The following is a 22,634-nucleotide window of genomic DNA, read 5'->3' as shown; positions in this document are numbered from 1 at the left end:
GATGGACATAGACAACGAACGCGTTGGGAGCGCCGAACCGAGCCTGGTTCGCCCATATTCACTGACGGCCGGTCGCACCCGGCCGAAGGTGGAGCTCGCCCTGGAGGCGCTCGTCGCATCGCATCCGGTCGCCCTCGAGCGGCAGTTCGAACTCACCAATATCGAGACGTCAATCGTGGAGTTGTGCAGAGAATCGCCGTCGGTTGCCGAAGTAGCCGCGCGCCTGGGCATTCCGCTCGGTGTGGCGCGGGTGCTGGTCGCCGACCTCATCGATGCCGGACACGTGCGGGTATCGGCGACATTGAAAGACGATTCCAGCGACGATGAACGTCGCGAGCTGATCGAAAGGGTTCTCAGTGGACTCCGGCGTATTTGATTCGACGACACAGGTCGACACGCGCACCAGCAAGCCCACGTCGGCCAAGATCGTCGTGGCCGGTGGTTTCGGTGTCGGCAAGACCACCCTGGTCGGTGCTGTGTCGGAGATCGTTCCGCTGCGCACCGAAGCTTTGGTGACCAATGCGAGTGTCGGCGTGGACTCCCTGACCGGGGTTCCGTCGAAGGCCACCACCACGGTGGCCATGGACTTCGGCCGTATCAGCCTGGCCGATGACCTGGTGTTGTATCTGTTCGGTACGCCCGGCCAGTACCGCTTCTGGTTCATGTGGGACGACTTGATCAAGGGTGCCATCGGCGCGGTGGTGCTGGTCGACACCCGCCGGTTGGAGGACAGTTTCGCGGCCGTCGACTACTTCGAGGCGCGCAACCTACCCTTCCTGGTGGCCATCAACGAATTCGATGATGCGCCACGGTATCCGGTCGAGGACATCCGCCAGGCCCTGGCGGTGCCCGCGGACGTGCCGATCCTCTCGATCGACGCCCGTCGCCGGGAACCGGTGAAGCAGGCCCTGGTCGCGGTCACCGAGTACGCCCTGCGCAAGGTCGTGCAGGGGTACTGAACACACCCGGCCCCCGACGTCGGCGATGGCGACGTCGAGGCCGGTTAAGCTCGCGCCCGTGAAGATCTCGGCGCGGGAGCTGCTCGGCGAACTGCTCGATCCTGGTTCCTTCGTGAGCTGGGATCGGCCACCGGTCGTCGTCGCGGCATCGCCCGAGTATCGAGCGGACATGCTGGCTGCCGTGGCGACTGCGGGTACCGATGAAGCGGTGCTCACCGGGGAGGGGTTGCTGCGCGGACGGCGGGTTGCCGTGATCGCGTGCGAGTTCGCCTTTCTCGCGGGTTCGATCGGGGTGGCCGCGGCCGAACGCATCGTGTCGGCGGTGGAGCGCGCCACCGAGCTGGGTCTGCCGCTGCTCGCCTCACCGACCTCCGGTGGTACCCGAATGCAGGAGGGCACAGTCGCTTTCGTGCAGATGGTGAAGGTGGCGGGGGCCATCGCGGTGCACAAGGCGGCGGGGCATCCGTATCTGGTGTACCTGCGCGATCCCACTATGGGCGGGGTGTTCGCCTCGTGGGGATCGTTGGGGCACATGACTTTTGCCGAGCCGGGCGCGCTGGTCGGGTTTCTCGGGCCGCGGGTGTACAAGGCCCTGTACGGCAAGAAGTTCCCCGAGGGTGTGCAGACGGCCGAAAACCTTTATCGCAGTGGGGTTATCGACGGTGTCGTGTCGGTGCCGATCTTCCGCCGGATCGCGCATCGGGTACTCACGGTGTGTTGCGACGGTCCGTCGCCCCTGCCCGAGAACACCGGCGGCCCAACGCCACCCGGGCGCGGATCGTTCCTGGCGGGTCCGCAGGAGCGCAGTGGTCCGGCCGTGCTGGACACCGTCGAGGTGCATGCCTGGCAGACGGTGCTGATCTCCCGGCGCGCCGATCGGCCCGGCATTCGCGAACTGTTGCGGCACGTCACGGATCGGGTTCCGTTGTCCGGCACCGGTCAAGGCGAGGCCGATCGCACGGTCGTGCACGCGCTGGCCCGCTTCCGGGGCCAGCCCTGCGTGGTCTTCGGTCATGATCGTGCCGGGCAGTCGCCGGAGCACACCATGGGCCCGGCGGCGTTGCGGGAGGCCCGCCGCAGCATGCATCTGGCCGCCGAGCTGCGAGTTCCGCTGGTGCTGGTGATCGACACCGCGGGCGCGTCGCTGTCGCGGGAGGCGGAGGAGCGCGGTCTGGCTCCCGAGATCGCCCGGTGCATCGCCGATCTCGTCACCCTGGACACGCCGACGGTGTCGGTGCTGCTGGGGCAGGGCAGTGGCGGTGGCGCGCTGGCGCTGCTGCCCGCCGATCGAGTGCTGGCGGCGGCCAATGGCTGGCTGGCCCCGCTGCCGCCGGAGGGCGCCAGCGCCATCGTGTACCGCGATACCGGTCATGCCCCGAGATTGGCTGCCGCGCAGCGTATCCGGGCGGTGGACCTGGAGGCCGACGGCATTGTCGACCGGATCGTGCACGAATACCCGGACGCGGCCGAGGAGCCGGTGGACTTCGCGCAGCGCATGGTCGGCGCGATCGCGGAGGAGTTGGCGGCCCTGGCCGCGCTGCCCCTGGAGAATTTGGTGAGCCAGCGTCATCGCCGCTACCGCCGACTGGGTTTGCCGGAGTGATCGAGCCAGGCTCCGGGACGTAATTCGGGCCACATCCGGCACCGTCAGGCCAACGCTAGAAATTAGCTGTGGCTGGATGGCTGCTACGGTCGGAGTGGTGACTTATCGGTTCGAGACCAGCCAGATCCCGGCAATTGTGCTCAGCGACGGTCAGGTCATGCCGAAGCTGGGCTTCGGTGTGTACAAGGTCGTCGGTGACGAGGCGGTCGGCACCATTTCGACGGCCCTGGAGCTCGGTTACCGCAGCATCGACACCGCCTCGTTCTACGGCAACGAGGAAGAGGTGGGCCGCGCGATCCGCGAGTCCGGTCTGCCGCGCGACCAGGTCTTCGTCACCACCAAACTCTGGAACGCCGATCACGGCTACGACGCCACGCTGCGCGCCTTCGACGAGAGCAACAAGCGGCTCGGCCTCGACACCCTCGACCTGTTCCTGATTCATTGGCCGGTGCCGTCGGCGGATCTGTACGTCGACACCTTCCGGGCGCTGCAGGCGCTCAAGCGGCAGGGCCGGGTGGTCTCGATCGGCGTCTCCAACTTCACCCGCGCGCACCTGGAACGCGTGATCGGCGAGACCGGCGAGGTTCCGGCGATCAATCAGGTTGAGCTGCACCCGTATTACGCGCAGTCGGAGTTGCGGGCGTTCCATGCCGCGCACGGCATCGTGACCGAGGCGTGGAGTCCGCTGGGACGTGGCGCGGAGTTCAATGATTCGGTCATCATCGGCCTGGCCGACAAGCTCGGCCGCACGCCCGCGCAGATCATCCTGCGCTGGCACATGCAGCTGGGGAATGTGGCCATCCCCAAGTCCATGACGCCCGCGCGGATGGCCGAGAACCTGGCGGTCTTCGACTTCGAGCTGACCGGGCGCGAGATGACGCAGATCGCCGGCATCGACAAGGGCGGGCGGCAGGGTGCCGACCCCGACGTGATGGATATGGACGCGCCCGCCTGAGCTCAGACCGCCGCGTGCGTGGGTAGGCCCAGGTAGGAAGTCAATTCGACGGCGGCAGCGCGACCTGCGCGGTTCGCACCGATGGTGCTCGCGGAGGGGCCGTAGCCGACCAGATGAATGCGGGGGTCGGCGTCGACCTGCGTCGCCAGGTGGCCGGCCATCTTGATGCCGCCGCCCGACCCGCGTAGTCGTAGCGGCGCCAGGTGGTCGAGGGAGCTGCGGAAGCCGGTGGCCCACAGGATGACGTCGGCGCGCTGGAAAGTGCCGTCGGCCCAGCGGATTCCGTCGGGTTCGATCCGGTCGAACATGGGGCGACGGTCGAGCACGCCCCGCGCCTGCATGGCCTTGACCCGCGGATCCTCCCGGAGGCCGGTCACCGAAACCACCGAACCGGGTGGAAGTCCTTGCCGCACACGGTCTTCCACCATGGCAACGGCCGCGCGGCCCTCCTCGGCCGCGAATGCTCCACGGCGGAAGACGGGTTCGCGACGGGTCACCCAGGTGGTCGTCGTGACCTGCGAAATCTCATCGAGCAGTTGGACGGCCGTGATTCCACCGCCCACCACGACCACGTGTTTTCCGTCGAATTCCATTGCGGTGCGGTAATCGTGGGCGTGCAGTTGGCGGCCCGCGAAGGTCTCCGCGCCCCGGTAGTAAGGAATGAACGGCTTGTCCCAGGTGCCGGTCGCGTTCACCAGGCCGCGCACCTTGACCGTCTCGCCGGGGCGGATCTCCGCGTGCAGCAGCCCGTCCACTTCCTCGTTCGGGCAACTGGCGGCGGTGGCGCGGTCGCACACGACGGTGACCGACACCGGCCGGTGCACCCGCAGATCGAAGCGCTCCTCGTACAGCGCGAAGTAGTGCGGTACGGCCGTGGCCGCCTGTGCGTTCTCCGCGCCCGCGGGCAGCGTCTCCTCGAAGGGCATGCCGGGAAGATCGTGCACCCGGTTGACGTTGCTCAATGTCAGTGAAGGCCACCGGAACTGCCACGCTCCACCCGGTGCGGGTGAGTGGTCCACGATGAGAAAATCGTGCTCCGCCCGCAAACCGAGGCGGTGCAGGTGGTAGCCGACCGACAGTCCGGCCTGCCCGGCACCGATTACGAGGATGTCGACATCGGGTGTTGCGGTCACCGACCCGACGGTACGCCCACTTAGAGTGAACGCTGATCATGGCTAGGTAGCGCAGGTGAGTTGCACAGTGCAGGTAAGTGGCACAGTGGGGAAGGGACAGATGCTGGGAATCAGCCGCGATGGCGAGGTCGTCACCATCGAACTGCAGCGTCCGGAACGCCGGAACGCCCTGAACGAGGAGCTCATCGGGGAGCTGCGTGCGGCCCTCGAGGAGGCCGCCACATCGGCGCGGGTGATCGTGCTGACCGGTCAGGGGCCGTTGTTCAGTGCGGGCGCGGATCTGGACGGCGTGTATTCGGACAATTTCTTGAACGGCCTGCTCGACATGCTGCGCACCATCGAGACGATCCCGGTGCCGGTGATCGCCGCGATCAACGGTGGCGCGTTCGGCGCGGGCGTGCAACTAGCCCTGGCGTCGGACCTACGGGTCATGACGCCGGATTCGTTCGTCGCGGTTCCGGCCGCGAAACTCGGTATCTCCGTTGACCGTTGGACCGTGCGGCGGCTGTCGAACCTGATCGGTGCGGGTCCGGCCCGCACCATTCTGCTGGGCGCGGAGCGGGTCTCGGCCACCGACGCCTACCACTTCGGATTCGCCAACAAGCTCGGCACGCTGGCGGACGCGCAGGCCTGGGCCAAGCAGATCGCCGAGCTCGCGCCGCTGTCGCTGCGGCATCTGAAGCTCGTCTTCAATGACGACGACACCCGCGGCCCCGACACCCGCGAGCAGACCGCGGCCCTGGACGCGGCGTGGCGCAGCGACGACGCGCAGGAGGCGCGCGCGGCTCGCCGGCAGAAGCGGGCCGCGAAGTTCGAGGGCCGATGAACGGGGAGCGCGTGGCCGCGAAAACGCGGAAACTGGTGGGTATGGCAGCGGGTGCTTTCGGTATTTCCTGGTTGGTCCGGGCGGCGTGGGGGATTCCCTCCGCCATGGGCGCGTCCATTTCGGCCATCGCGCCGACGGCGCGCGGCGCGACCACCTATCGCGATCGGCAGTTCCACAACACCGAGCCGAGCAGTCAGATCACCGGTTCGCCGGTGGAGCTGATGTATCAGCTGGTCACCCAGCGCAACAACGGCCGCCCGGCGGGCGAGATCCCGCTGGTGACACCGGAGTTGCCCGCGCAGGCCGGGGATCTGGCGGTCACCTGGTACGGGCACGCCACCTGCCTGGTGGAGGTGGACGGATATCGGGTGCTGGCCGATCCGGTGTGGAGCGAACGGGTCTCGCCGTCGCAACTGGTGGGCCCGGCCCGGCTGCATCCGGTGCCGTCGCCGTTGTCGGCGCTGCCGAAGCTGGACGCGGTGCTCATCTCGCACGACCACTACGACCATCTCGATCGTGACACCGTGGTCGGTCTGGTGGACAGTCAGGATTGCGTGTTCATCGTGCCGATCGGCATCGGCGCGCACCTGCGGCACTGGGAGGTGCCCGAGCAGCGCATCGTCGAATTGGATTGGGCCGCTTCGGTTTCGCTGTCCGAACTGGAGCGCGATCATGGTGACGGCACCGATCTGACGATCACCTGCACGGAGGCGCGGCACTTCTCCGGGCGTGGGCTGGTGCGCAACACCACGCTGTGGGCGTCGTGGTCCATCGCCGGTCCGACCCGCCGCGTCTATTTCGGCGGCGACACCGGCTACACCAAGGCGTTCGCGGAGGCGGGCGCGCGGCTGGGCCCGTTCGACCTGACCCTGCTGCCCATCGGGGCCTACGACCGGCACTGGCCGGACGTGCACATGAACCCCGAAGAGGCGGTGCGCGCCCATGCCGATCTGTGTGTCGGCGATCCGGGTTACGGGCTGTTGGTGCCGATTCACTGGGCCACCTTCAATCTGGCCTTCCATGGCTGGTCGGAGCCGGTACGCCGACTCGTGGACGCGGCCAACGCGGCCGGGACACGCATCGCCGTGCCGAAGCCGGGACAGCGGATAGATCCCATTGGACTCCCACCACGGGATACCTGGTGGGAAGATGTTCGCCAATAACGGACCGAGATTGAAGGAGCAGAGCTGTGAGTCTCATGGACACGCTCAAGGGCTTGGTCGGCAAGGGCAAGGAAGTGGCGGCCCAGAACGCCGAGAAGATTGAGCAGGCGGTCGACAAGGCCGGCCAGGTGATCGACGAGAAGACCGGGGGGAAGTTCTCCTCCCAGATCGACAAGGGCGCGGAAGCGGTCAAGAACGCCATTCCGACCGACGCGGCCGCCGAGGCTCCTGCCGAGTCCGCACCCGCCGAGGCGGCGGCCGAACCCGCCCCGGAGCCGGCAGCGGCCCCGGAACCCGCTCCCGAAGGCGACAAGCCTGCGGAGTAGTAGCACCGGGCTTTCCACGGGCCGTTCGGGAGTGGCGGATCTCCGCCGCTGACCCGAACGGCCCGTTGGCTTCTAAACTGCTGGGATGGGTTCCCGGCGCGATTTCGGGGGTATCGAGGTTGGGCTGACCAACCTCGACAAGGTGCTGTACCCGGCCACCGGGACCACCAAAGGCGAAGTCATCGACTATTTCACGGCCGTCGCCCCGGCCCTGCTGCCGCATATCGCCGAGCGGCCGGTGACCCGCAAGCGGTGGCCGAACGGGGTGGACGAGCAGTCGTTCTTCGAGAAGAACCTGGCCGAGCACGCGCCGAAGTGGTTGGAGCGCAGAACGGTTCAGCATTCCGACCGGCCGGTCACGTACCCGATCATCGACAGCCTGGCCGGGATGGCGTGGCTGGGGCAGCAGGCGGCGCTGGAACTGCATGTGCCGCAATGGCGTTTCGCCGGTCCCGAGGTCGGGGACATCACCCGGCTGGTGTTCGATCTGGATCCCGGGCCCGGGGCCGGGCTGGCCCAGTGCGCGGAGGTGGCGCTGATCCTGCGGGACGTGGTGCACGAGGTGGGGCTGTCGGCCTTCCCGGTCACGAGCGGTTCCAAGGGGATTCACGTCTATGTGCCGTTGGATCGGCGGCTCGGGCCGAACGGGGCGTCGGCGGTCGCCAAACAGGTCGCCACCAATCTGCAGCAGCTGCGGCCGGAACTGGTGACCGCGACCATGGCCAAGTCGGCGCGTGACGGGAAGGTGTTCCTGGACTGGAGTCAGAACAATCCGGCCAAGACCACCATCGCGCCGTATTCGCTGCGCGGGCGCGCCGAGCCGTGGGTGGCCGCGCCGCGCGCCTGGGAGGAGATCGAGAAGCCGAAGAAGCTGCGGCACTTGCGCTTCGACGAGGTGCTGCGCCGCTGGCAGCGCGACGGCGATCTGCTCGTGGGACTGGATGAGCCACTGCCGCAACCGGACTCGCTCGACACCTACCGCTCCCTGCGCGACCCGCACCGTACCCCCGAACCGGTGCCGCCGGGCCCGCCCACCGCCGGGCCGGGGGATCGGTTCGTGGTGCAGGAGCATCACGCGCGGCGGCTGCACTGGGATGTGCGGCTGGAACGTGATGGGGTGCTGGTCTCCTGGGCCGTGCCCAAGGGCCCGCCGGTCGATACCGGCGAGAACCGGCTGGCCGTGCACACCGAGGACCATCCGATGGAGTACCTCACCTTCCACGGTTCGATCCCCAAGGGTGAGTACGGCGGTGGCGAGATGACCATCTGGGATACCGGCACCTACGAGACCGAGAAGTGGCGCGACGACGAGGTCATCGTGCGGTTGCACGGGCAGCGGCTCGACGGGCGGTACGCGCTGATCCAGACCAATGGCAATCAGTGGCTCATGCATCTGATGAAGGATCAGTCGCGGCCGGAAGGCAATGGGGCGAAACCGGTTTCGGTACCGCGCACCGCCGCACCGATGCCGCGCGGGCTCACGCCGATGCTGGCCACCGCGGGTGACGTGACGACCCTCGACGCCGAGGGCTGGGCCTTCGAAACCAAATGGGACGGGTTCCGGCTGATCGCCGAGATCGACGACGGCGCCGTGACCCTGCGCAGCCGCGCCGGGCTCGTGGTCACCGGAAAATACCCGGGCGTGGCGGTGCTGGGTGACGAATTGGCCGGGCACAGTGCGGTTCTCGACGGTGAGGCCGTCGTCTTCGACGATCACGGCGGCGCGAATCTCGGTCTGCTGCGCGAGGATTCGAAGCGGGCGGTGTTCCTGGCCTTCGATCTGCTGTACCTGGACGGCACCTCGCTGATCCGCAAACGTTACGACGACCGGCGACGGGTGCTGGAAGCCCTGGCGGCGCAGGCTCGTTCGCTGATCGTGCCGAAACAGCTGGCGGGTTCGGGCGCGGAAGCCCTGCGCTACAGCCAGGAACACGGCATGGAGGGCGTGGTCGCCAAGCGCCGGGATTCGATCTACCTACCGGGGCGGCGCGGGCAGTCCTGGGTCAAGACCCGCAACTGGCGGACGCTGTCGGTGGTGGTCGGCGGGTATCGGCTTTCGGAGGTGCGGCAGTTCGCCTCGCTGCTGGTCGGGGTGCCGCACGAGGGGGAGCTGTACTACCTGGGCCGGGTGGGGACCGGCTTCAGCGAACAGGAGATGAGCGAGCTGGCGGCTCGCCTGCGCCGCCTGGAGCGCAAGACCAGCCCGTTCGGCAATGAGCTCACCGCCGACGAGCGCAAGGACGCGATCTGGGTGCGCCCCGAGCTCACCGGCACGGTTCGTTTCATGAACTGGACCGAGACCGGACGCCTGTGGCATCCGGCCTGGATCCCCAGCACCGATTAACTCGTCTTCTTCAGCAGCGGCACGATGGTGTCGATATCGGTGACGAGGGCGTGCCCCTGGAATTCGAAATCGTCCCAGGCGCGCTGCTTTCCGGGTTCGTCACGCCCGCCGACCCCGTCCTTGATCACGACCGGCAGGAAGCCGAGATCGGTGGAATGCGTGACGGTCGGCGCGATGCCGATCTCGAGCGCCACCCCGACGATGGCGTACGCGCCGATGCCGAGATCACGCAGTGTCGAGGCCAGGGGAGTGCCCTCGAAGGCGGACATCGAGGTCTTGTCGAAGACCACCTCGCCCTCCTGCGGCTGCAACTCCGGGACCAGATGGAATCCGGGTGTGTCGCGTTGCAGGATGGGCACGACCGCATCGACGGAGTCGGCCCCCTGCCAGGTCATGGCCATGCGGAGCGCGAAGCCGCCCATGAGTCGCTTGGGCAGGAAGAAGTGCCGCAGGAAGATCACCGGATAGCCGCCGCGTCGGGCCGCGTCGACCACCTTCGCGACCCGTTCGGTGATCTGCGGCCCGTCGTCCAGTTGCCCGAGCACCCCGACCTGCATGTCGTACACGATCAGCGCCATTTTCTCCGGTGCGCACACATCCTCGAGTGTCTCCGGAATCTCGAGCCCGTTCCCGTGCCGCATAAGCCCTCCGCAATCGTCCTCTGCCCCACCCTCTTTCGCCCCACCGTACGCGCGCCCCAGGATCAGGCGGCGCGGGTCCTGGCTGCGCCGGGGTCGGCGACGAGCCCGAATTCGATGAGGCTGGCGGCGGTGTCGAGGAGGGTTTCGGCGACCGGGCGCTGGTGCCAGCCCAGGTCGCGTTCGGCCTTGGCGGCGCTGAGGTTCGCACCCCGGCCGAGGAAGCGGGCCGCGAGGCGGGCATCGGGATTGAAGCGGGCGACCAGGCGGATGAGCCAGTCGGGCAGGACCCGGGTGGAGACGCGGTAGCGCTGCGCGAGGATCTCCGCCATGGCGGGGAAGCTCACCTCGGGTCCGGCGCAGATGTAGCGGCTGCCGGCGGCCTCGGGGACCTCCATGGCCAGTCGGTGGGCGACGGCCAGATCGCGGACGTCGACGGTGGCGAAGTTGAGCCGGGGCACGCCGGGCATGTCACCGGCCAGCACGGTGCGAATGCCCCCGACCGAGGTGCCCGCCTCGGCGCGCAGGACCGGGCCGATGATCATGCCCGGATTGATGACGGCCAGTTCGGTTTCCGGGTGTTCGGCCGCGAAATCCCAGGCGGCGCGCTCGGCCAGGGTCTTGCTCTTCTGATAGGCGTCGCACTGCGCGGTGTCGGACCAGTCGGCCTCGGTGAGCAGGTGGCCCTCGTTCCCGACCTCGACCGCCGCGATGGAGGAGGTGACCACGACCCGGGCGACCCCGTGCGCCGCCGCCGCGCGCAGTACCCGCAGCGTGCCGTCCACGGCCGGGCGGACCAGTTCGTCCTCGTGCTCGGGTTCGGCGGAGGGGAAGGGGGAGGCGGTGTGCAGCACGTAACGGCAGCCGGCGACGGCGTCGGCCCAGCCCGCGTCCGACCCGAGATCGGCCTCGACCAATTCCAGGCCGGGTAGCACCGCGGCTACGTCGGCAGCGCGCGCGGCCGAGCGCACGGTGCCGCGCACCCGGTAGCCCTGGCTCAGTAGTTCTTGAATGACATGGCCTGCGACGAAGCCGGAAGCGCCGGTGACGAGAACGAGATCGGACATGGGCCGTACCCCAATCTGAGCAGTGTTTAGAATCTGAACAATGTATAGATTGCGAGGCCGTGAGCCGTCAACCCCTTACGCTCGACCCATGCCGCCGACCAAGGACCGCTATCACCACGGAGACCTCCGCGAGGAACTACTGCGCGCCTCCCTGCAGCTGATCGAGTCCGAGGGCCTGGCGGCTGTCAGCCTGCGCAAGGTCGCCCGCGAGGCCGGTGTCAGCCCCGGTGCGCCCTACCACCACTTCGCCGACCGGGCCGCCCTGATGTCCGCCCTCGCCGCCCGCGGCTTCGAAATCCTGGGCGCGGCAATGACTTCCGCTTGCGAGGCCACCACCGATCCGCGCGCCGCCCTGATCGCCATGGCCACCGGCTACGTCGACTTCGCCCGCGACCACGCCGCCTACTTCCGAATCATGTTCCGCCCCGAGCTTTCCCAGCCCGAGAAGCATCCGGACACCGAGGCCGCGGGCGACGCCGCCTTCGCCGTCCTGGAATCCGCCGTCGCCGATGCGGTCGCCTCCGGCTTCCTCCCCGCCGCCGACGCCGAAACCATGGCCCTCGCCTGGTGGTCGCTCGCCCACGGCATGGCCGCCCTCACCGTCGACGGCAAATTCGCCCTCCGCGCCACCCAATCCGGCACCACCCCGGCCGCCCTCACCGCCCGCATCACCGGCATCTTCGCCGACCTCATCGACCGCGGTGCCGGGGACCGCGGCGGGTCCGGAGTTGGGTAGTGTTCGAAAGATCCAACGTGGCAGGAGGATTCGAAATGTCCGCAGTGCACGGTGAATCGGTCGAGATCACGACACCCGACGGTGTCGCCGACGCCTATGTGACCCGCCCCGACGACGGCGCGCCCCATCCGGGCGTGCTGGTGATCCAGGACGGTTTCGGTTTGCGGCCCAGCCTGCGCGCGCTGGCCGATCGCATTGCCGCCCACGGCTACACGGTGCTGTTGCCCAACGCCTTCTACCGGCACGGTCCCGCCCCCGTGGTCGAACTGCCGGAATTCATCGACCCGTCGGAGCGCCCGGAGATCTTCCAGCAGGTCTTCCCGATGATCCGCGAACTCACCACCGACCGCCTGCGCGCCGATGCCGGCGCCTACCTCGGCTGGTTGGCGGCCTCGCCCTTCGTCACTCCCGGCAAGGTCGGCGTCACCGGTTACTGCATGGGCGCCCGCCTCGCGGTCGTGACCGCCGGTCTGTTCCCCGACCGCGTCGGCGCGGTGGCCGGGTTCCACGGCGGTCCCCTCGTCACCGACGCCCCCGACAGCCCCCACCGCCTGGCCGAGAACATCACCGCGGAACTGTATTTCGCGCACGCGGGCGAAGACCAGCACATGACTCCCGAGCACATCGCCGACTTCGACAAGGCCCTCACGGCGGCCGGTGTCAGCTTCCGCACCGAGACCTACGCGGGCGCTCAGCACGGCTACACCCAGGCCGACACCTCCGCCCATGATCCCGAATCGGCCGAACGCCACTACCGCGAGCTCTTCGCCCTCTTCGATCGCGCCCTGCGCGGCTGACGTCCGGCTACGCCTGCTCTACGCAGTCGGCCGCCTGCTGGACAAGCTCCAGCAAGGCGGCCGAAATCAACGGTGCGGCCGCGATTGTATGGGCCGCGGTCAGGCTGTGCGGCGCACCATTCGAGTCGGTGACGACCGCCCCGCTCTCGCGTGCGATCAATACCCCCGCGGCGGTATCCCAAGGCTTGTTCGTCAACAGCACACATGCGTCGATGCGTCCTTCGGCGACCCACACCAGATCCAGTGCTGCCGAGCCGAACATACGAACCCGCTCGACCTGATCGGCCAACCCGGCTGTCACCGCAAGCCTTACCCGATTCTTCGCCGCAGCCTCGGCTCCGACACCGTAATCGCCGATGGAAACGATTGCCCGAGACAGAGCACCGGTGCCACGGTGGCGTATCGGACGACCGTTGACGAAGGCCCCGCCGCCTTCGGCCGCGTAATACTCGAGCGCAAGAAACGGTGCCCCGACCACGCCGATAACCGGAGTTCCATCGCGCACCAGTGCAAGGGATACCGCGCAAAACGGTAGGCCGTGAATGAAGTTCGACGTCCCGTCGATGGGATCGAGTACCCAGCACAAGTCCGGCACGCGGTCTTCGAGACCACCGGGCTGAGCTTCCTCACCCAGAAATCCGATCTCCGGCGTCTCGTCGGCGAGATGAGTGCGCACTGTCGCCTGAATCAGGATGTCGAGTTCGGTGACGAAATCACGATCGCCCTTGGCCTGCACAGCCCCCGGTTCCGACGTACTCAACAGCTTGCAGCCGAGCGCTACTGCGGAACGGGCGACATCCAGGAGAACCGCATGCTCCATTATTCGTTGGACTCCTCACGGGCATCCGCCCACATGGACTCGAAAACATCCGCGAAGGTGTCGAAAATCCCCGGCACGCCGGACTTGCGTGCCACGAATGCCGGGGAATCGATCCCCCTCGCGGTCGGCAGATACGGTTGCATCACACAGACATTCGTGTTGACGATGGTGATGTTGTATCGGAGCGGCGCGTCGTAGGTACGCAAGGCAATCGAACCCGTTGCCCTGTCGGGAACTCGCAACCGCAGCCGACGGAGGGTCCGCATATTCAGATCCGTCAGACTGGTGAGAACTCCGGGCGGATGCCCCTCCTCGCGTTCCCGAAGCCGGATGTGGGTGCCGCTCGGTTCCAGGAACAGGCATCTGAGGTGTGCCCCGGATTCCACCAGTCCGAGTATGTCGGCGTCAGAACACTGCTGACACAGTAGGTTCAGTGACAGCCCCACCATGTCGATTCGACGTGCCTCCTTGAACAGCTCCTGTGGCGGCAGCGCGCGCAGGAATTCCATCCGATTGGGAAACACGGCCTCGATGTCCGCGACATCGGATCGGCAGTCGACCTTCGCAGCCGACTGCGGCCGCGGAATCGGCGGTGCCAGAGCGCTGACAGGGCCCGAATACTCTTCGAAGAGTTCGTCTATCGACCAGTCCGGGAACATCGCGTGCAAGATTCGACGGTGGTGCGGATAGGGAAGAGTGGTCAACTCTCCCGCCAACCATCGGTAGAACTGCGCCTTCTTCGGGCCGCACCCCACCAACTCGGGGTCGAGCCGCTTCGCAAACCGGTCGTATTCCCGATTGAACACGGTGACAGTCTGCAGATGACGTTGTTGCAGTAAAGCTTTCAGAACCGTACCCACAGAGCCGCCTCGGGATGAAGTACCGGTGATCTGCGGAAATCCTACCCTCGCGAGGAGACATGGAAGAGACATTCCTGTCGAGCAAGAAGCCTCAGCGGGGCCGCGCCGAGACCGCTGCGCCAGCGACGCTGTTTTCATGGCATCGAAACCGATCGCGCTGGGCTATCTTCGCCGGGACGTCAGCGGGCCCCGCCAGGAATGGGATGCGTGTCGAATCCGTGGTCTGGCAGTCCGTCTCGGGTACTCGATGACGAGACTCGTGATGTTCACGGACGTCATGGCGAATCCGATCGATGGATTGATCGCGATCGCCACCAGAAGTCGCGCCGAGGCGGTGATCATCCCCTCGCTCGACCATGTCGGCGGCAGCGCTCCCGCCGCGCTGGTGGCAGTGGCAGACCTGATCACTGTCGATCCGCATGAAACCTTCGCGCGCTGGATCATTCCGCCGGACGCGCCCTGCGAGATGAGGATCCGTTGACAGCGATGCCGGCGTCGTTGCGTCCACCGAGAACGGATCTCGACGTGGGCGTCCGGTGCTACCTCGGATTACGGCGATTCGCCTGCGAGACCGGCATTCCGTACGAGCGGTTACAACGCTGGCGGCTGAACGGCCCGGTGTGGGTCCCCGACCCTGTCGTCACCGTCGGCCGATGGCCGGGATGGCCGCTCCCGATGATCGAGCACTGGCGGCCCGATCTGATCGCGGGCTGCGGACCCGTGCCGTTCCGGTGGCCGGAGCCCACGATTGTTCACGTCGACACCACGGCGATGTGTCGCGACCATGCCGTCAGCCCGGCCGGTCTCTGGCTGCGGATCCGGCAGGGGCAAATTCCCGAACCCGTGGTCTGGGTTGATGGCAAGCCGGGATGGGCTGTTCGGTGAGGTCACCTGTGGTCGGCGTGTCCGGACTCTGTGGAGATGTTGAGAGGTAGCGGTGGGGAGGGGTAGGGACACGGCAGACTGGTAGGCGTGACCGATTCGTACCGGATTCGCGGCGGCGTGGCCGACCAGGCCGGCGTGGCCCGCGCCGGGAGAAGTTCCGAGGGGGCGCTACCTACGGGGGCGTTGCGGCCGATCGAGCTGGCGGCGGGAGCCGTGCTCGGCGGGGCGACCGTGGGGCTGGTGACGCTCGGGTCGTTGGTGCCGTTCGCGGCGGCGCTGCAACTGGTGGCCGCGGTGCCGATGGGACTGCTCGCGCATCGGCACCGGTTCCGGGCGCAGCTGGCGACCACCATCGCGGGGACGCTGGTGACGTTCGTGGCGGCGGGTCTGCTGCCCGCCGAGAACCTGGTCGGGGTCGCGGTGATCGGCGGGATCATCGGGACGGTCAAGCGGCGGCGTGGCGGTCTACCCGCCGTGGTGGGACTCTCGACGCTGGCCGGGACCGTGATGGCGGCCCTGACCGTCGGAATGCTGCTGGCGCTCGCGCAGTCACGGCACCTGATGTTCGACAACATCCGCAATCTCGCCAAGGGTGTGGAAAACCTTGCGGCGCGGCAATCCGCGCTGGAACCGATCGGCCGGTTCGCGGCGAGCAGCACCGACACCGTGCTGCATTGGTGGTGGGCCTTCGTAGGCGGCGGCATCATCGCGGCCATGCTGGTCAGCGGGGTGTTCTCGTGGTTCGTGCTGGGTTCGGTGCTGGATCGGCTGGCCTGGCTGCCCGGGCGTGACGACCTGCTGGACGCGCCCGCCGACGACCGGCCGGTGGCGCCACTGCCGGTCACCTTGCGGCAGGCCGGTTTTCGCTATCCCGAGGCGCGCACCGACGCCTTGCAGGGCATCGACCTGACCATCGAGGTCGGGGAATTCGTGGCGATCGTGGGCCACAACGGTTCCGGGAAGTCCACGCTCACCAGGCTGCTCGCGGGCCGACCGCCCACCTACGGCACGGTCACCCGGCCGGGCGCGGCGGGACTGGGCGTACGCGGCGGGACGGCGATGGTGTTGCAGCGGCCGGAAAGTCAGACCCTCGGCGTGCTCGTCGCCGACGACGTGGTGTGGGGGCTGCCGACCGCGGACGCCGCCAATGTGGATATCGACGGCCTGCTGGCCGAGGTCGGGCTGGCCGGGATGGGCGGGCGCGAAACCTCCACCCTGTCCGGCGGCCAACAGCAACGACTCGCGGTGGCGGCCGCACTGGCCCGCCGCCCCACGCTGCTGCTCGCCGACGAGGCCACCTCCATGATCGATCCCGAGGGCCGCCGCGACCTGGTGGCCCTGCTGGCCGACCTGCCGCGCCGGCATCCGATGGCCGTCGTCCTGGTGACCCATCACGAGGCCGACGCGGCCGCCGCCGATCGCGTGATCCACCTCCAGCACGGCCGCACCGTCGACCACCTGCCCGCCTGGCCGCGCCCCGTGCGCGATCCGCGGCGTCGGCCCATGGGCGACCCGGTACTCGAATTACAAGGCGTCTCACACACTTACAACCGCGGCACCCCGTGGGAAGCGCCCGCCCTGCACGGCATCGACCTGACCGTGCGGCGAGGCGAGGCGCTGCTCATCGTGGGCGGCAACGGTTCCGGCAAATCCACGCTGGCCTGGATCATGGCCGGGCTGACCGTCCCGTCCGCGGGCACCTGCGAGCTGCGGGACTTCACCCGAACCCGCCCCGTGCACAAGCGAATCGGGGCCGTGCAGTTGGCCTTCCAGCATTCCCGGCTGCAGTTGCAACGGCAGAGCGTGGGCGAGGAGATCGAGGACTGGGGCGGGAGCGGCACCTACGCGGTCGCCAAGGCCCTCGATGCCGTGGGCCTGGACCGGGCCCTGGCCTCCCGGTCGGTGGAGAAACTCAGTGGCGGCCAGGCCAAGCGGGTGGTGCTGGCGGCGATCGTGGCCGGGCACCCGCAGGTGGTGGTGCTCGACGAGCCGCTGGCCGGACTCGATCCGGAGGGGCGGGCCGGAGTGGTGGAATTGCTTGCCCGGCTGCGGGATTCGGGTCTGACCCTGATCGTCATCTCGCACGACGTGGCCGACATGTCTGCGGTGTGCGACCGCACCGTGCACCTGCGCGACGGGCGACTGGTCGAAAACGACTCCTCGGCAACGGAATACAGCCCGACCCACGATATCCGCGGAGGCGTTCGATGAGCAGTGTGGTCCTGCGCGAGGTACCCACCGACAGCCCGGTGCATCGACTCTGGGCCGGTACCAAGATGATCGGCGTCTTCGTCTTCAGTCTGCTGCTGATGTTCATCCCGTCCTGGTGGCTGCTGGGCTTGGCCACCCTGTTCCTGGTCGCGGTGTTCGTGCTGGCGCGGCTGCCGCTGGGCACCCTGCCGCGCTTCCCGTGGTGGCTGTGGGTCGGCATCGCCATCGGCGCGGCCATCAACGCACCGGTCGGTCTGTCGGCGCTGGTGCGCTACGCGCAGGTGGTGCTGTTCGGATTCCTGTTGCTCGGCTCGTCGTTCCTGGTCGCCTGGACCACGCCGATGGGCGCGGTCGCCCCGGCACTGGCCAAACTCGGTGCGCCGCTGAAGCGGATCGGCTGGACCCGCCACGGCGTCCGGCACGCGATCCCGGTGGACGAGTGGGCGGTGGTGGTGGCGTTGACGCTGCGCGGGCTGCCGCTGCTGCTGGAGGAGATGCGGATCCTGCGCGCGGCCCGCCGGTTGCGACCCAAGGATTCGCTGGTGCAGCGCGCGGTCGAGAATCCACTGGTCGACATTCTGACCGCGAGCATGGCGGTGTCCTCGCGGCGCGCGGCCGAACTGGGTGAGGCCATCACCACCCGCGGCGGCACCGGCGAATTGACCGCCCGCCCGGGCGCTCCCGGCCGCGGCGACCTGGTCGCGCTGTTGGTGTTGAGCTTGATGTGCGCCCTGGGTGTGGGTGTCGAACTGCTGTTTTAACGGCGCTCGAGCCGAAAATTATTCGGTTTGTCGGTACTACGCGCTACGGTGATGGGCAGTAGAACGCGTTGCTGAACGCGACAGGGGCTCGCTGGTTCACAAAGGGGGGAATTCTTTCGGCCGAGCCCTGTGTTGCCACGAAAACCTGATGAAGATTGGAAGACCCATGATGCTGCGCAAGTTCACCGCAGTCGCCGCGCCGATTGTCACCGCGGTCGCCATCGCCGGAGCCGGTGTGGCTCACGCGGATTCGACCGTTCCGGACATCGGCTACCAGAGCCAGCTGGTCGGTAACACCGTCGTCACCACCCTCACCAACGGCAGCTTCGAGCTGGCCGGCGGGGATGTGAACATCAAGGACGCCACCGGCGCCACCGTGCTCAGCCTGCCGCTCGCCTTCGAGCAGGACGGCCTCAGCTACCCGCTGCCGAGCAATGTCAGCGCGGACGGCGCGACGCTGAGCATGACGGCGGTCAAGGATGTCGCCGCGGCCACGCCGGTGCTGCATCCGGTGGCCTCGCTGAATGAGAACCAGCTCGCCATGCAGGCGTTCAACAGTCAGTTCGGCATGGCCACCGTGATCGGCAGCTTCGTCGGCCTGGCGGTCGGCGCGGCCATCGGCGCCATCGGATTCCTGGGCGGCGCTTTCGGTTTGGCGACGGTACCGCTCGCCGCCGGTCTGGGCGCGGTCATCGGCACCCTGGCCGTGGGCGGCCCGGCGCTGCTCATCGCCGGTGTCGACCTGATCAGCACGCTGACCGCCGCGCCCGGCACCACCAAGTGGGCCCAGCCGGGCGACCACTGATCCCAGAGGCGTCGGGTGCACCGTGCTGAGTCATCGCACGGTGCACCCGGCAACCACCGGGACGCCCGCGAAGCGGTCGGACAAGTAGTTCATCGCACCCCACGCTTCCACGATGGCGGCCGGATTGTGGCCGGGGATGGCGGAGTGCACGGCGGTCAGGTTCGCGCCCAGCGCGCAGTAGCGGTCGACCAGGGCGCTGAACCCGGCCGACGGGATCACGTCGTCATTGTTGCTGTGGTACAGGTAAAGCGGCACGTCCGGGGCCCAGCCGCCCAGCTCCTGATGGTTGGTGGCCGCGAGGAATTCCGGGCTGCCGAGGATGTCTCCGACCGCGGAGTAATCGTCGACGTGACCGTACAGATGCCGTGACACCAGATCGCCACCGCAGGCCGTGGCCTCCGACGCCTGCAAGGCGTGGCCGCTGTCGTTGAGATCATCCGCCAGACCGGTCCCGGAATCATTGCGGGCCAAGGCGAGCAATATCAGCACTGCCAGCCCGGCCTGATAGCTGCCGTCCACGCCGCGCGCGATGGCGGGGATATTCGTCGGCACGCCGCCGGAGGTCACGCCCGCGAACCGGAGTTCGGGCGCATAGCTCGCGCGCAACTGCATGGCCCATAGCGTGGCGAACGCCCCGCCCGAGTAGCCCCACGCCCCGAGCGGGCTGGCCTCGGTGATACCCAGCGGCGCAAAGGATTTGGCGGCGCGCACGCCGTCCAGGACGGCCCGGCCGGAGTTCACGCCGTCGAAGAAGCGGGACTGCGGGCCTTCGTAGTCGGAGACCACCACGGCCCAGCCGCGGCGCAGCGCTTCGGCCAGGAAGGGCACGTCGAGCAGGGTGGTCGCGATCGAGAAGTCGCGGCCCCCGCCCAGCGCGAACGATGGCGCGCACCGGGTTCCGAGGCTGTCCTCGGCGATCTGATACGACAGCAGCGGCCGATCCCCGGGTCCGGTCCACGGGGTCAGCGGGGACATCACGGTCGCCATATCGGCGGCCGCGGCCCCGGCGGAGTCGGTGGTGCGGTACTGCACCTGCCAGCCCGCCACCGGGAGTGGGAGCCCGAAGACGGCGATCGACCGGGAGCCCAGGATCGCGCCATTGTCGAACTCCCCCAACGAGATCGGGGCAGCGTAGAACGGATCGTCATCGGGGTACGGGATGTCGGCGCGGGTGCCGGGTATGGCGACCGCCGCCGCCAGCACAGCGACCGCTCCGATCAAACCGACGCGCCACCAGTGCCGAATTCCCTTCGCGCACTCCGTATTCGCCCGCGTGTGTGCCCCGAACCATGCGCCATCCCGCCGCATAACGCCCTCCAGCGTCGAATAACCCGACGCTCCAGACCACGGACTCGCACATCGCGCCGATAAGAACGTCGGCGCATCGGAGCATCAAAATTACTGCCCGGTCCGGTCATCGGTCAACGACGTCCCGCGCGTCGTAACTACGGCGTTGCGCGGTTTCTAGTACGAAAGAATATATCCAGCTACAGGTCCAGAGTTTTACAACTGGCTCTACCGATTGCATACCAGTTGCCCGCATGCTCGGTGCATGCTGCTGCGCCGCCTTGTCGCCCTCTACGTCGGACTCTGGCTGTACGGGTTCTCCATGGCCGTCATGATTCGCGCCGCGCTCGGCTTGGATCCGTGGGACGTTTTTCACCAGGGCGTGGCCGGGCAAGTGCCGTTGAGCTTCGGCACGATCGTGGCCATCACCGGCGCGGTAGTGCTGCTGGCCTGGATTCCCTTGCGGCAGTGGCCCGGTCTGGGCACGGTCAGCAATGTCGTGGTCATCGGCGTCTCGGTGGACGCCGGCCTGTGGCTGCTGCCGGAGTTGCAGGGCCTGCCGTTGCGGATCGGAGCCATGGGCGCCGCCGTGATCCTCAACGCGATCGCGACGGTGCTCTACATCGGCGCGGGCATGGGACCGGGACCGCGAGATGGCTTGATGACTGGCCTGGTTCGGCGCACCGGCAAACCGGTCTGGCTCATTCGCACCGGACTCGAGGCAACGGTGCTTTCCGTCGGCTGGATTCTCGGCGGCAGCGTAGGCGTGGGCACGCTGGTGTACGCGTTCGGGATCGGGCCACTGATCCAGCTCATGATCCCGTTCGTCGACCGGTATCTGCCGGGATTCCACGAGGAGAAGGCGGACGAATCCCAGCCTGCTTCCGAGTCGATGGCAGCCTGAAGAGTTCGAGATCGACGGGCTGCCGCTATTGGCGAGTTCCTGGGCTCGGCTCGGTGAAGGTGTAGTCCGGGAGGTGGAGTTTGCGGGTGCGGCGGCGGTAGCTGCGGGTGGTGCCGGGCCAGTTGTTGGTGATGCGGCCGGACGGGGTGCGGTACCAGCTGGTGCAGAAGTTCCAGGGGGTGCGGGAAAGGCGTTGCTGGAGGGCCTCGTTGAAGGCTTGTTCGGTTTCGGGGCGGACCTCGAGGGCGCTGCCGGGGCGTTCGGCGAGGAGTTGGACGGCGTGGCGGATGTAGCGGGCCTGGGATTCGATCATGTAGATGATGGAGCCGACGCCGAGGTTGGTGTTGGGGCCGTAGACCATGAACATATTGGGGAATTCGGGGACGGTCAGGCCCAGGTAGGCGTGCGCGCCGCCGTCCCACACCGCGCCGAGCGCACGGCCGCCGCGGCCACGGATCTGCATGGGCCACAGGAATTCCGTGCCCTTGAAGCCGGTGCCGTAGATGATGACGTCGGCCTCGTGCAGGACGCCGTCGGCGGTGCGGACGCCCTCAGGGACGATCTCGCTGATCGACGTGGTCTCGACCGTCACATTCGGTTCGCACAGCGCGGGGTAGTAGTCGTTGGAGAACAGTCCGCGTTTGCAGCCGATCGGATAGTCGGGGGTGAGTTTGGCGCGCAGCACCGGATCGGTGACCTGCTCCTCGAGATGGTTTTCGGCGATGCGCGCGACCGCGCGCACGATGCCGGGGAACTCGACCAGTCCGAGCGCCACGAATTCGGCGATGGCCCACCACGAGAAGCGTTCGGCCACCGGCATTCCCGGAATCGCGACCAGGACGCGCTGGTGCACCGGCTTGTAGTCGGTGTCGAATTTGGGCAGCACCCAGGCGGCGGTGCGCTGGAAAACCGTCAGTTCCGCGGCCCGCGGCTGGATTTCGGGAATGTACTGGATGGCGCTGGCCCCGGTGCCGATGCAGGCCACCCGCCGGCCGTCGAGTTTCACCTCGTGATCCCAGCGCGCGGAGTGGAAGGACTCCCCGGCGAAGCGTTCGATGCCGGGAATCGGTGGCATGGCCGGTCGTGACAGCTGCCCGACCGCCGATATCAGCACATCGGCGGTGCGTTCCACGCCGTCGGCGGTGCGGACGGTCCACTGTCGAGTGGTCTCGTCGTAGTCGGCGTCGGTCACCTCGGCCCCGAACACGATGGACTCGGACAGCTCGTGCCGGGCCGCCACCGCGCGCATGTAGTCCCAGATGTCCTCGCGGGTCGAATATCTCTGCCGCCACCGGGGTTTGGGTTCGTGGGCGAACGAGTACAGCGGTGACGGCACATCGCAGGCTGCCCCGGGATAGCTGTTCTCCCGCCACACCCCACCCAGGTCGGCCGCCTTCTCCAGGATGGTGAACTCCCGGAAACCGTTGCGCTGCAGTTCGATCGCCATGCCGAGCCCGCCGAATCCGGCGCCTATGATGATGACCGACGGCATTGTGGTGCTCCTCACATAGCAGACTCCTCTCACTGTAGGAGCGAGGCCCGGATTTGGTGGGC

Annotated in this window: 23 protein-coding genes; 16 read left to right on the top strand and 7 right to left on the bottom strand. The window is 67.8% G+C overall.

The window, feature by feature from the left end:
• The first annotated feature begins 1 nt into the window (after position 1).
• From ACFXHA_RS07865 to ACFXHA_RS07850, 4 genes are all read left to right on the top strand, one after another.
• Positions 2 to 376 carry a DUF742 domain-containing protein gene (locus tag ACFXHA_RS07865; protein WP_033085504.1) on the top strand — a complete coding sequence of 125 codons (375 nt, stop codon included), beginning with the start codon at positions 2 to 4 and terminating at the stop codon, positions 374 to 376.
• On the top strand, positions 357 to 959 hold the full coding sequence (locus tag ACFXHA_RS07860; protein WP_174391578.1) for an ATP/GTP-binding protein: 603 nt from the start codon (positions 357 to 359) through the stop codon (positions 957 to 959). The genes ACFXHA_RS07865 and ACFXHA_RS07860 overlap by 20 nt, the downstream gene beginning before the upstream one ends.
• Positions 960 to 984: 25 nt before the next feature.
• A complete protein-coding gene (locus ACFXHA_RS07855) occupies positions 985 to 2,562 on the top strand; it encodes a carboxyl transferase domain-containing protein (RefSeq protein WP_379354151.1) in 1,578 nt (525 codons plus the stop codon).
• A 97-nt stretch (positions 2,563 to 2,659) separates the two neighbouring features.
• Positions 2,660 to 3,517 (top strand): aldo/keto reductase, encoded by an 858-nt coding sequence (locus tag ACFXHA_RS07850; RefSeq protein WP_379354149.1) that lies wholly within the window; start codon positions 2,660 to 2,662, stop codon positions 3,515 to 3,517.
• Positions 3,518 to 3,519: 2 nt separating this feature from the next.
• On the opposite strand, the gene ACFXHA_RS07845 is transcribed toward ACFXHA_RS07850, so the two are convergent.
• Positions 3,520 to 4,650, bottom strand: coding sequence for an NAD(P)-binding domain-containing protein (locus ACFXHA_RS07845; protein ID WP_379354147.1), 1,131 nt, complete (start codon positions 4,648 to 4,650; stop codon positions 3,520 to 3,522).
• A gap of 100 nt (positions 4,651 to 4,750) precedes the next feature.
• Between ACFXHA_RS07845 and ACFXHA_RS07840 the strand changes: the two genes are divergently transcribed.
• The 4 genes from ACFXHA_RS07840 (at position 4,751) to ACFXHA_RS07825 (ending at position 9,309) form a co-directional block, all read left to right on the top strand.
• Entirely contained in the window at positions 4,751 to 5,476 is a 726-nt protein-coding gene (locus ACFXHA_RS07840) for an enoyl-CoA hydratase (RefSeq protein WP_379354145.1), read from the top strand.
• A gap of 41 nt (positions 5,477 to 5,517) precedes the next feature.
• Positions 5,518 to 6,639, top strand: a complete 1,122-nt coding sequence (locus ACFXHA_RS07835; protein ID WP_379354143.1) for an MBL fold metallo-hydrolase — start codon at positions 5,518 to 5,520, stop codon at positions 6,637 to 6,639.
• A gap of 35 nt (positions 6,640 to 6,674) precedes the next feature.
• Positions 6,675 to 6,965: an antitoxin gene (locus ACFXHA_RS07830; RefSeq protein ID WP_379354993.1), complete on the top strand. Its 291-nt coding sequence runs from the start codon at positions 6,675 to 6,677 to the stop codon at positions 6,963 to 6,965.
• Positions 6,966 to 7,050: 85 nt separating this feature from the next.
• Positions 7,051 to 9,309 carry an ATP-dependent DNA ligase gene (locus tag ACFXHA_RS07825; protein WP_379354141.1) on the top strand — a complete coding sequence of 753 codons (2,259 nt, stop codon included), beginning with the start codon at positions 7,051 to 7,053 and terminating at the stop codon, positions 9,307 to 9,309.
• Here the strand turns inward: ACFXHA_RS07825 and ACFXHA_RS07820 are convergent.
• On the bottom strand, positions 9,306 to 9,950 hold the full coding sequence (locus tag ACFXHA_RS07820) for a cysteine hydrolase family protein (RefSeq protein ID WP_379354139.1): 645 nt from the start codon (positions 9,948 to 9,950) through the stop codon (positions 9,306 to 9,308). The genes ACFXHA_RS07825 and ACFXHA_RS07820 overlap by 4 nt on opposite strands.
• Before the next feature lie 62 nt (positions 9,951 to 10,012).
• Complete coding sequence (locus tag ACFXHA_RS07815) at positions 10,013 to 11,014, bottom strand: SDR family oxidoreductase (RefSeq protein WP_379354137.1); 1,002 nt, start codon at positions 11,012 to 11,014, stop codon at positions 10,013 to 10,015.
• 88 nt (positions 11,015 to 11,102) lie between these two features.
• Between ACFXHA_RS07815 and ACFXHA_RS07810 the strand changes: the two genes are divergently transcribed.
• Together ACFXHA_RS07810 and ACFXHA_RS07805 are read left to right on the top strand one after the other, a co-directional pair.
• A complete protein-coding gene (locus ACFXHA_RS07810; RefSeq protein ID WP_379354135.1) occupies positions 11,103 to 11,750 on the top strand; it encodes a TetR/AcrR family transcriptional regulator in 648 nt (215 codons plus the stop codon).
• A gap of 35 nt (positions 11,751 to 11,785) precedes the next feature.
• The gene (locus ACFXHA_RS07805) at positions 11,786 to 12,547 is read left to right on the top strand and encodes a dienelactone hydrolase family protein (protein ID WP_379354133.1); all 762 of its coding nucleotides are present in this window, start codon (positions 11,786 to 11,788) and stop codon (positions 12,545 to 12,547) included.
• Positions 12,548 to 12,554: 7 nt separating this feature from the next.
• On the opposite strand, the gene ACFXHA_RS07800 is transcribed toward ACFXHA_RS07805, so the two are convergent.
• Positions 12,555 to 13,367, bottom strand: coding sequence for an inositol monophosphatase family protein (locus ACFXHA_RS07800; RefSeq protein WP_379354131.1), 813 nt, complete (start codon positions 13,365 to 13,367; stop codon positions 12,555 to 12,557).
• On the bottom strand, positions 13,367 to 14,365 hold the full coding sequence (locus tag ACFXHA_RS07795; RefSeq protein ID WP_379354129.1) for a DUF5919 domain-containing protein: 999 nt from the start codon (positions 14,363 to 14,365) through the stop codon (positions 13,367 to 13,369). Before ACFXHA_RS07795 ends, ACFXHA_RS07800 begins: the two co-directional genes overlap by 1 nt.
• Positions 14,366 to 14,504: 139 nt before the next feature.
• On the opposite strand from ACFXHA_RS07795, the gene ACFXHA_RS07790 reads away from it, so the two are divergent.
• From ACFXHA_RS07790 to ACFXHA_RS07770, 5 genes are all read left to right on the top strand, one after another.
• Positions 14,505 to 14,708: a hypothetical protein gene (locus tag ACFXHA_RS07790; protein ID WP_379354128.1), complete on the top strand. Its 204-nt coding sequence runs from the start codon at positions 14,505 to 14,507 to the stop codon at positions 14,706 to 14,708.
• 194 nt (positions 14,709 to 14,902) lie between these two features.
• Positions 14,903 to 15,112 carry a hypothetical protein gene (locus ACFXHA_RS07785; RefSeq protein ID WP_379354126.1) on the top strand — a complete coding sequence of 70 codons (210 nt, stop codon included), beginning with the start codon at positions 14,903 to 14,905 and terminating at the stop codon, positions 15,110 to 15,112.
• A 135-nt stretch (positions 15,113 to 15,247) separates the two neighbouring features.
• Entirely contained in the window at positions 15,248 to 17,323 is a 2,076-nt protein-coding gene (locus ACFXHA_RS07780; RefSeq protein WP_379354991.1) for an ABC transporter ATP-binding protein, read from the top strand.
• A complete protein-coding gene (locus ACFXHA_RS07775) occupies positions 17,320 to 18,084 on the top strand; it encodes an energy-coupling factor transporter transmembrane component T family protein (RefSeq protein WP_379354124.1) in 765 nt (254 codons plus the stop codon). The genes ACFXHA_RS07780 and ACFXHA_RS07775 overlap by 4 nt, the downstream gene beginning before the upstream one ends.
• Before the next feature lie 148 nt (positions 18,085 to 18,232).
• Positions 18,233 to 18,889: an ammonium transporter gene (locus ACFXHA_RS07770; RefSeq protein WP_379354122.1), complete on the top strand. Its 657-nt coding sequence runs from the start codon at positions 18,233 to 18,235 to the stop codon at positions 18,887 to 18,889.
• 30 nt (positions 18,890 to 18,919) lie between these two features.
• On the opposite strand, the gene ACFXHA_RS07765 is transcribed toward ACFXHA_RS07770, so the two are convergent.
• Positions 18,920 to 20,110 carry a lipase family protein gene (locus tag ACFXHA_RS07765; RefSeq protein ID WP_379354121.1) on the bottom strand — a complete coding sequence of 397 codons (1,191 nt, stop codon included), beginning with the start codon at positions 20,108 to 20,110 and terminating at the stop codon, positions 18,920 to 18,922.
• 331 nt (positions 20,111 to 20,441) lie between these two features.
• On the opposite strand from ACFXHA_RS07765, the gene ACFXHA_RS07760 reads away from it, so the two are divergent.
• A complete protein-coding gene (locus tag ACFXHA_RS07760; RefSeq protein WP_379354119.1) occupies positions 20,442 to 21,080 on the top strand; it encodes a YitT family protein in 639 nt (212 codons plus the stop codon).
• Between the two features lie 25 nt (positions 21,081 to 21,105).
• Here the strand turns inward: ACFXHA_RS07760 and ACFXHA_RS07755 are convergent, their stop codons facing one another.
• Entirely contained in the window at positions 21,106 to 22,572 is a 1,467-nt protein-coding gene (locus ACFXHA_RS07755) for a flavin-containing monooxygenase (protein WP_379354989.1), read from the bottom strand.
• Positions 22,573 to 22,634 lie beyond the last annotated feature (62 nt).

The organism is Nocardia sp. NPDC059240 (genome assembly GCF_042753865.1).
Taxonomy (GTDB): Bacteria; Actinomycetota; Actinomycetes; order Mycobacteriales; family Mycobacteriaceae; genus Nocardia.
The sequence above is the reverse complement of the archived record's forward strand: the minus strand, read 5'-3'. Positions and strand labels throughout refer to the sequence as shown.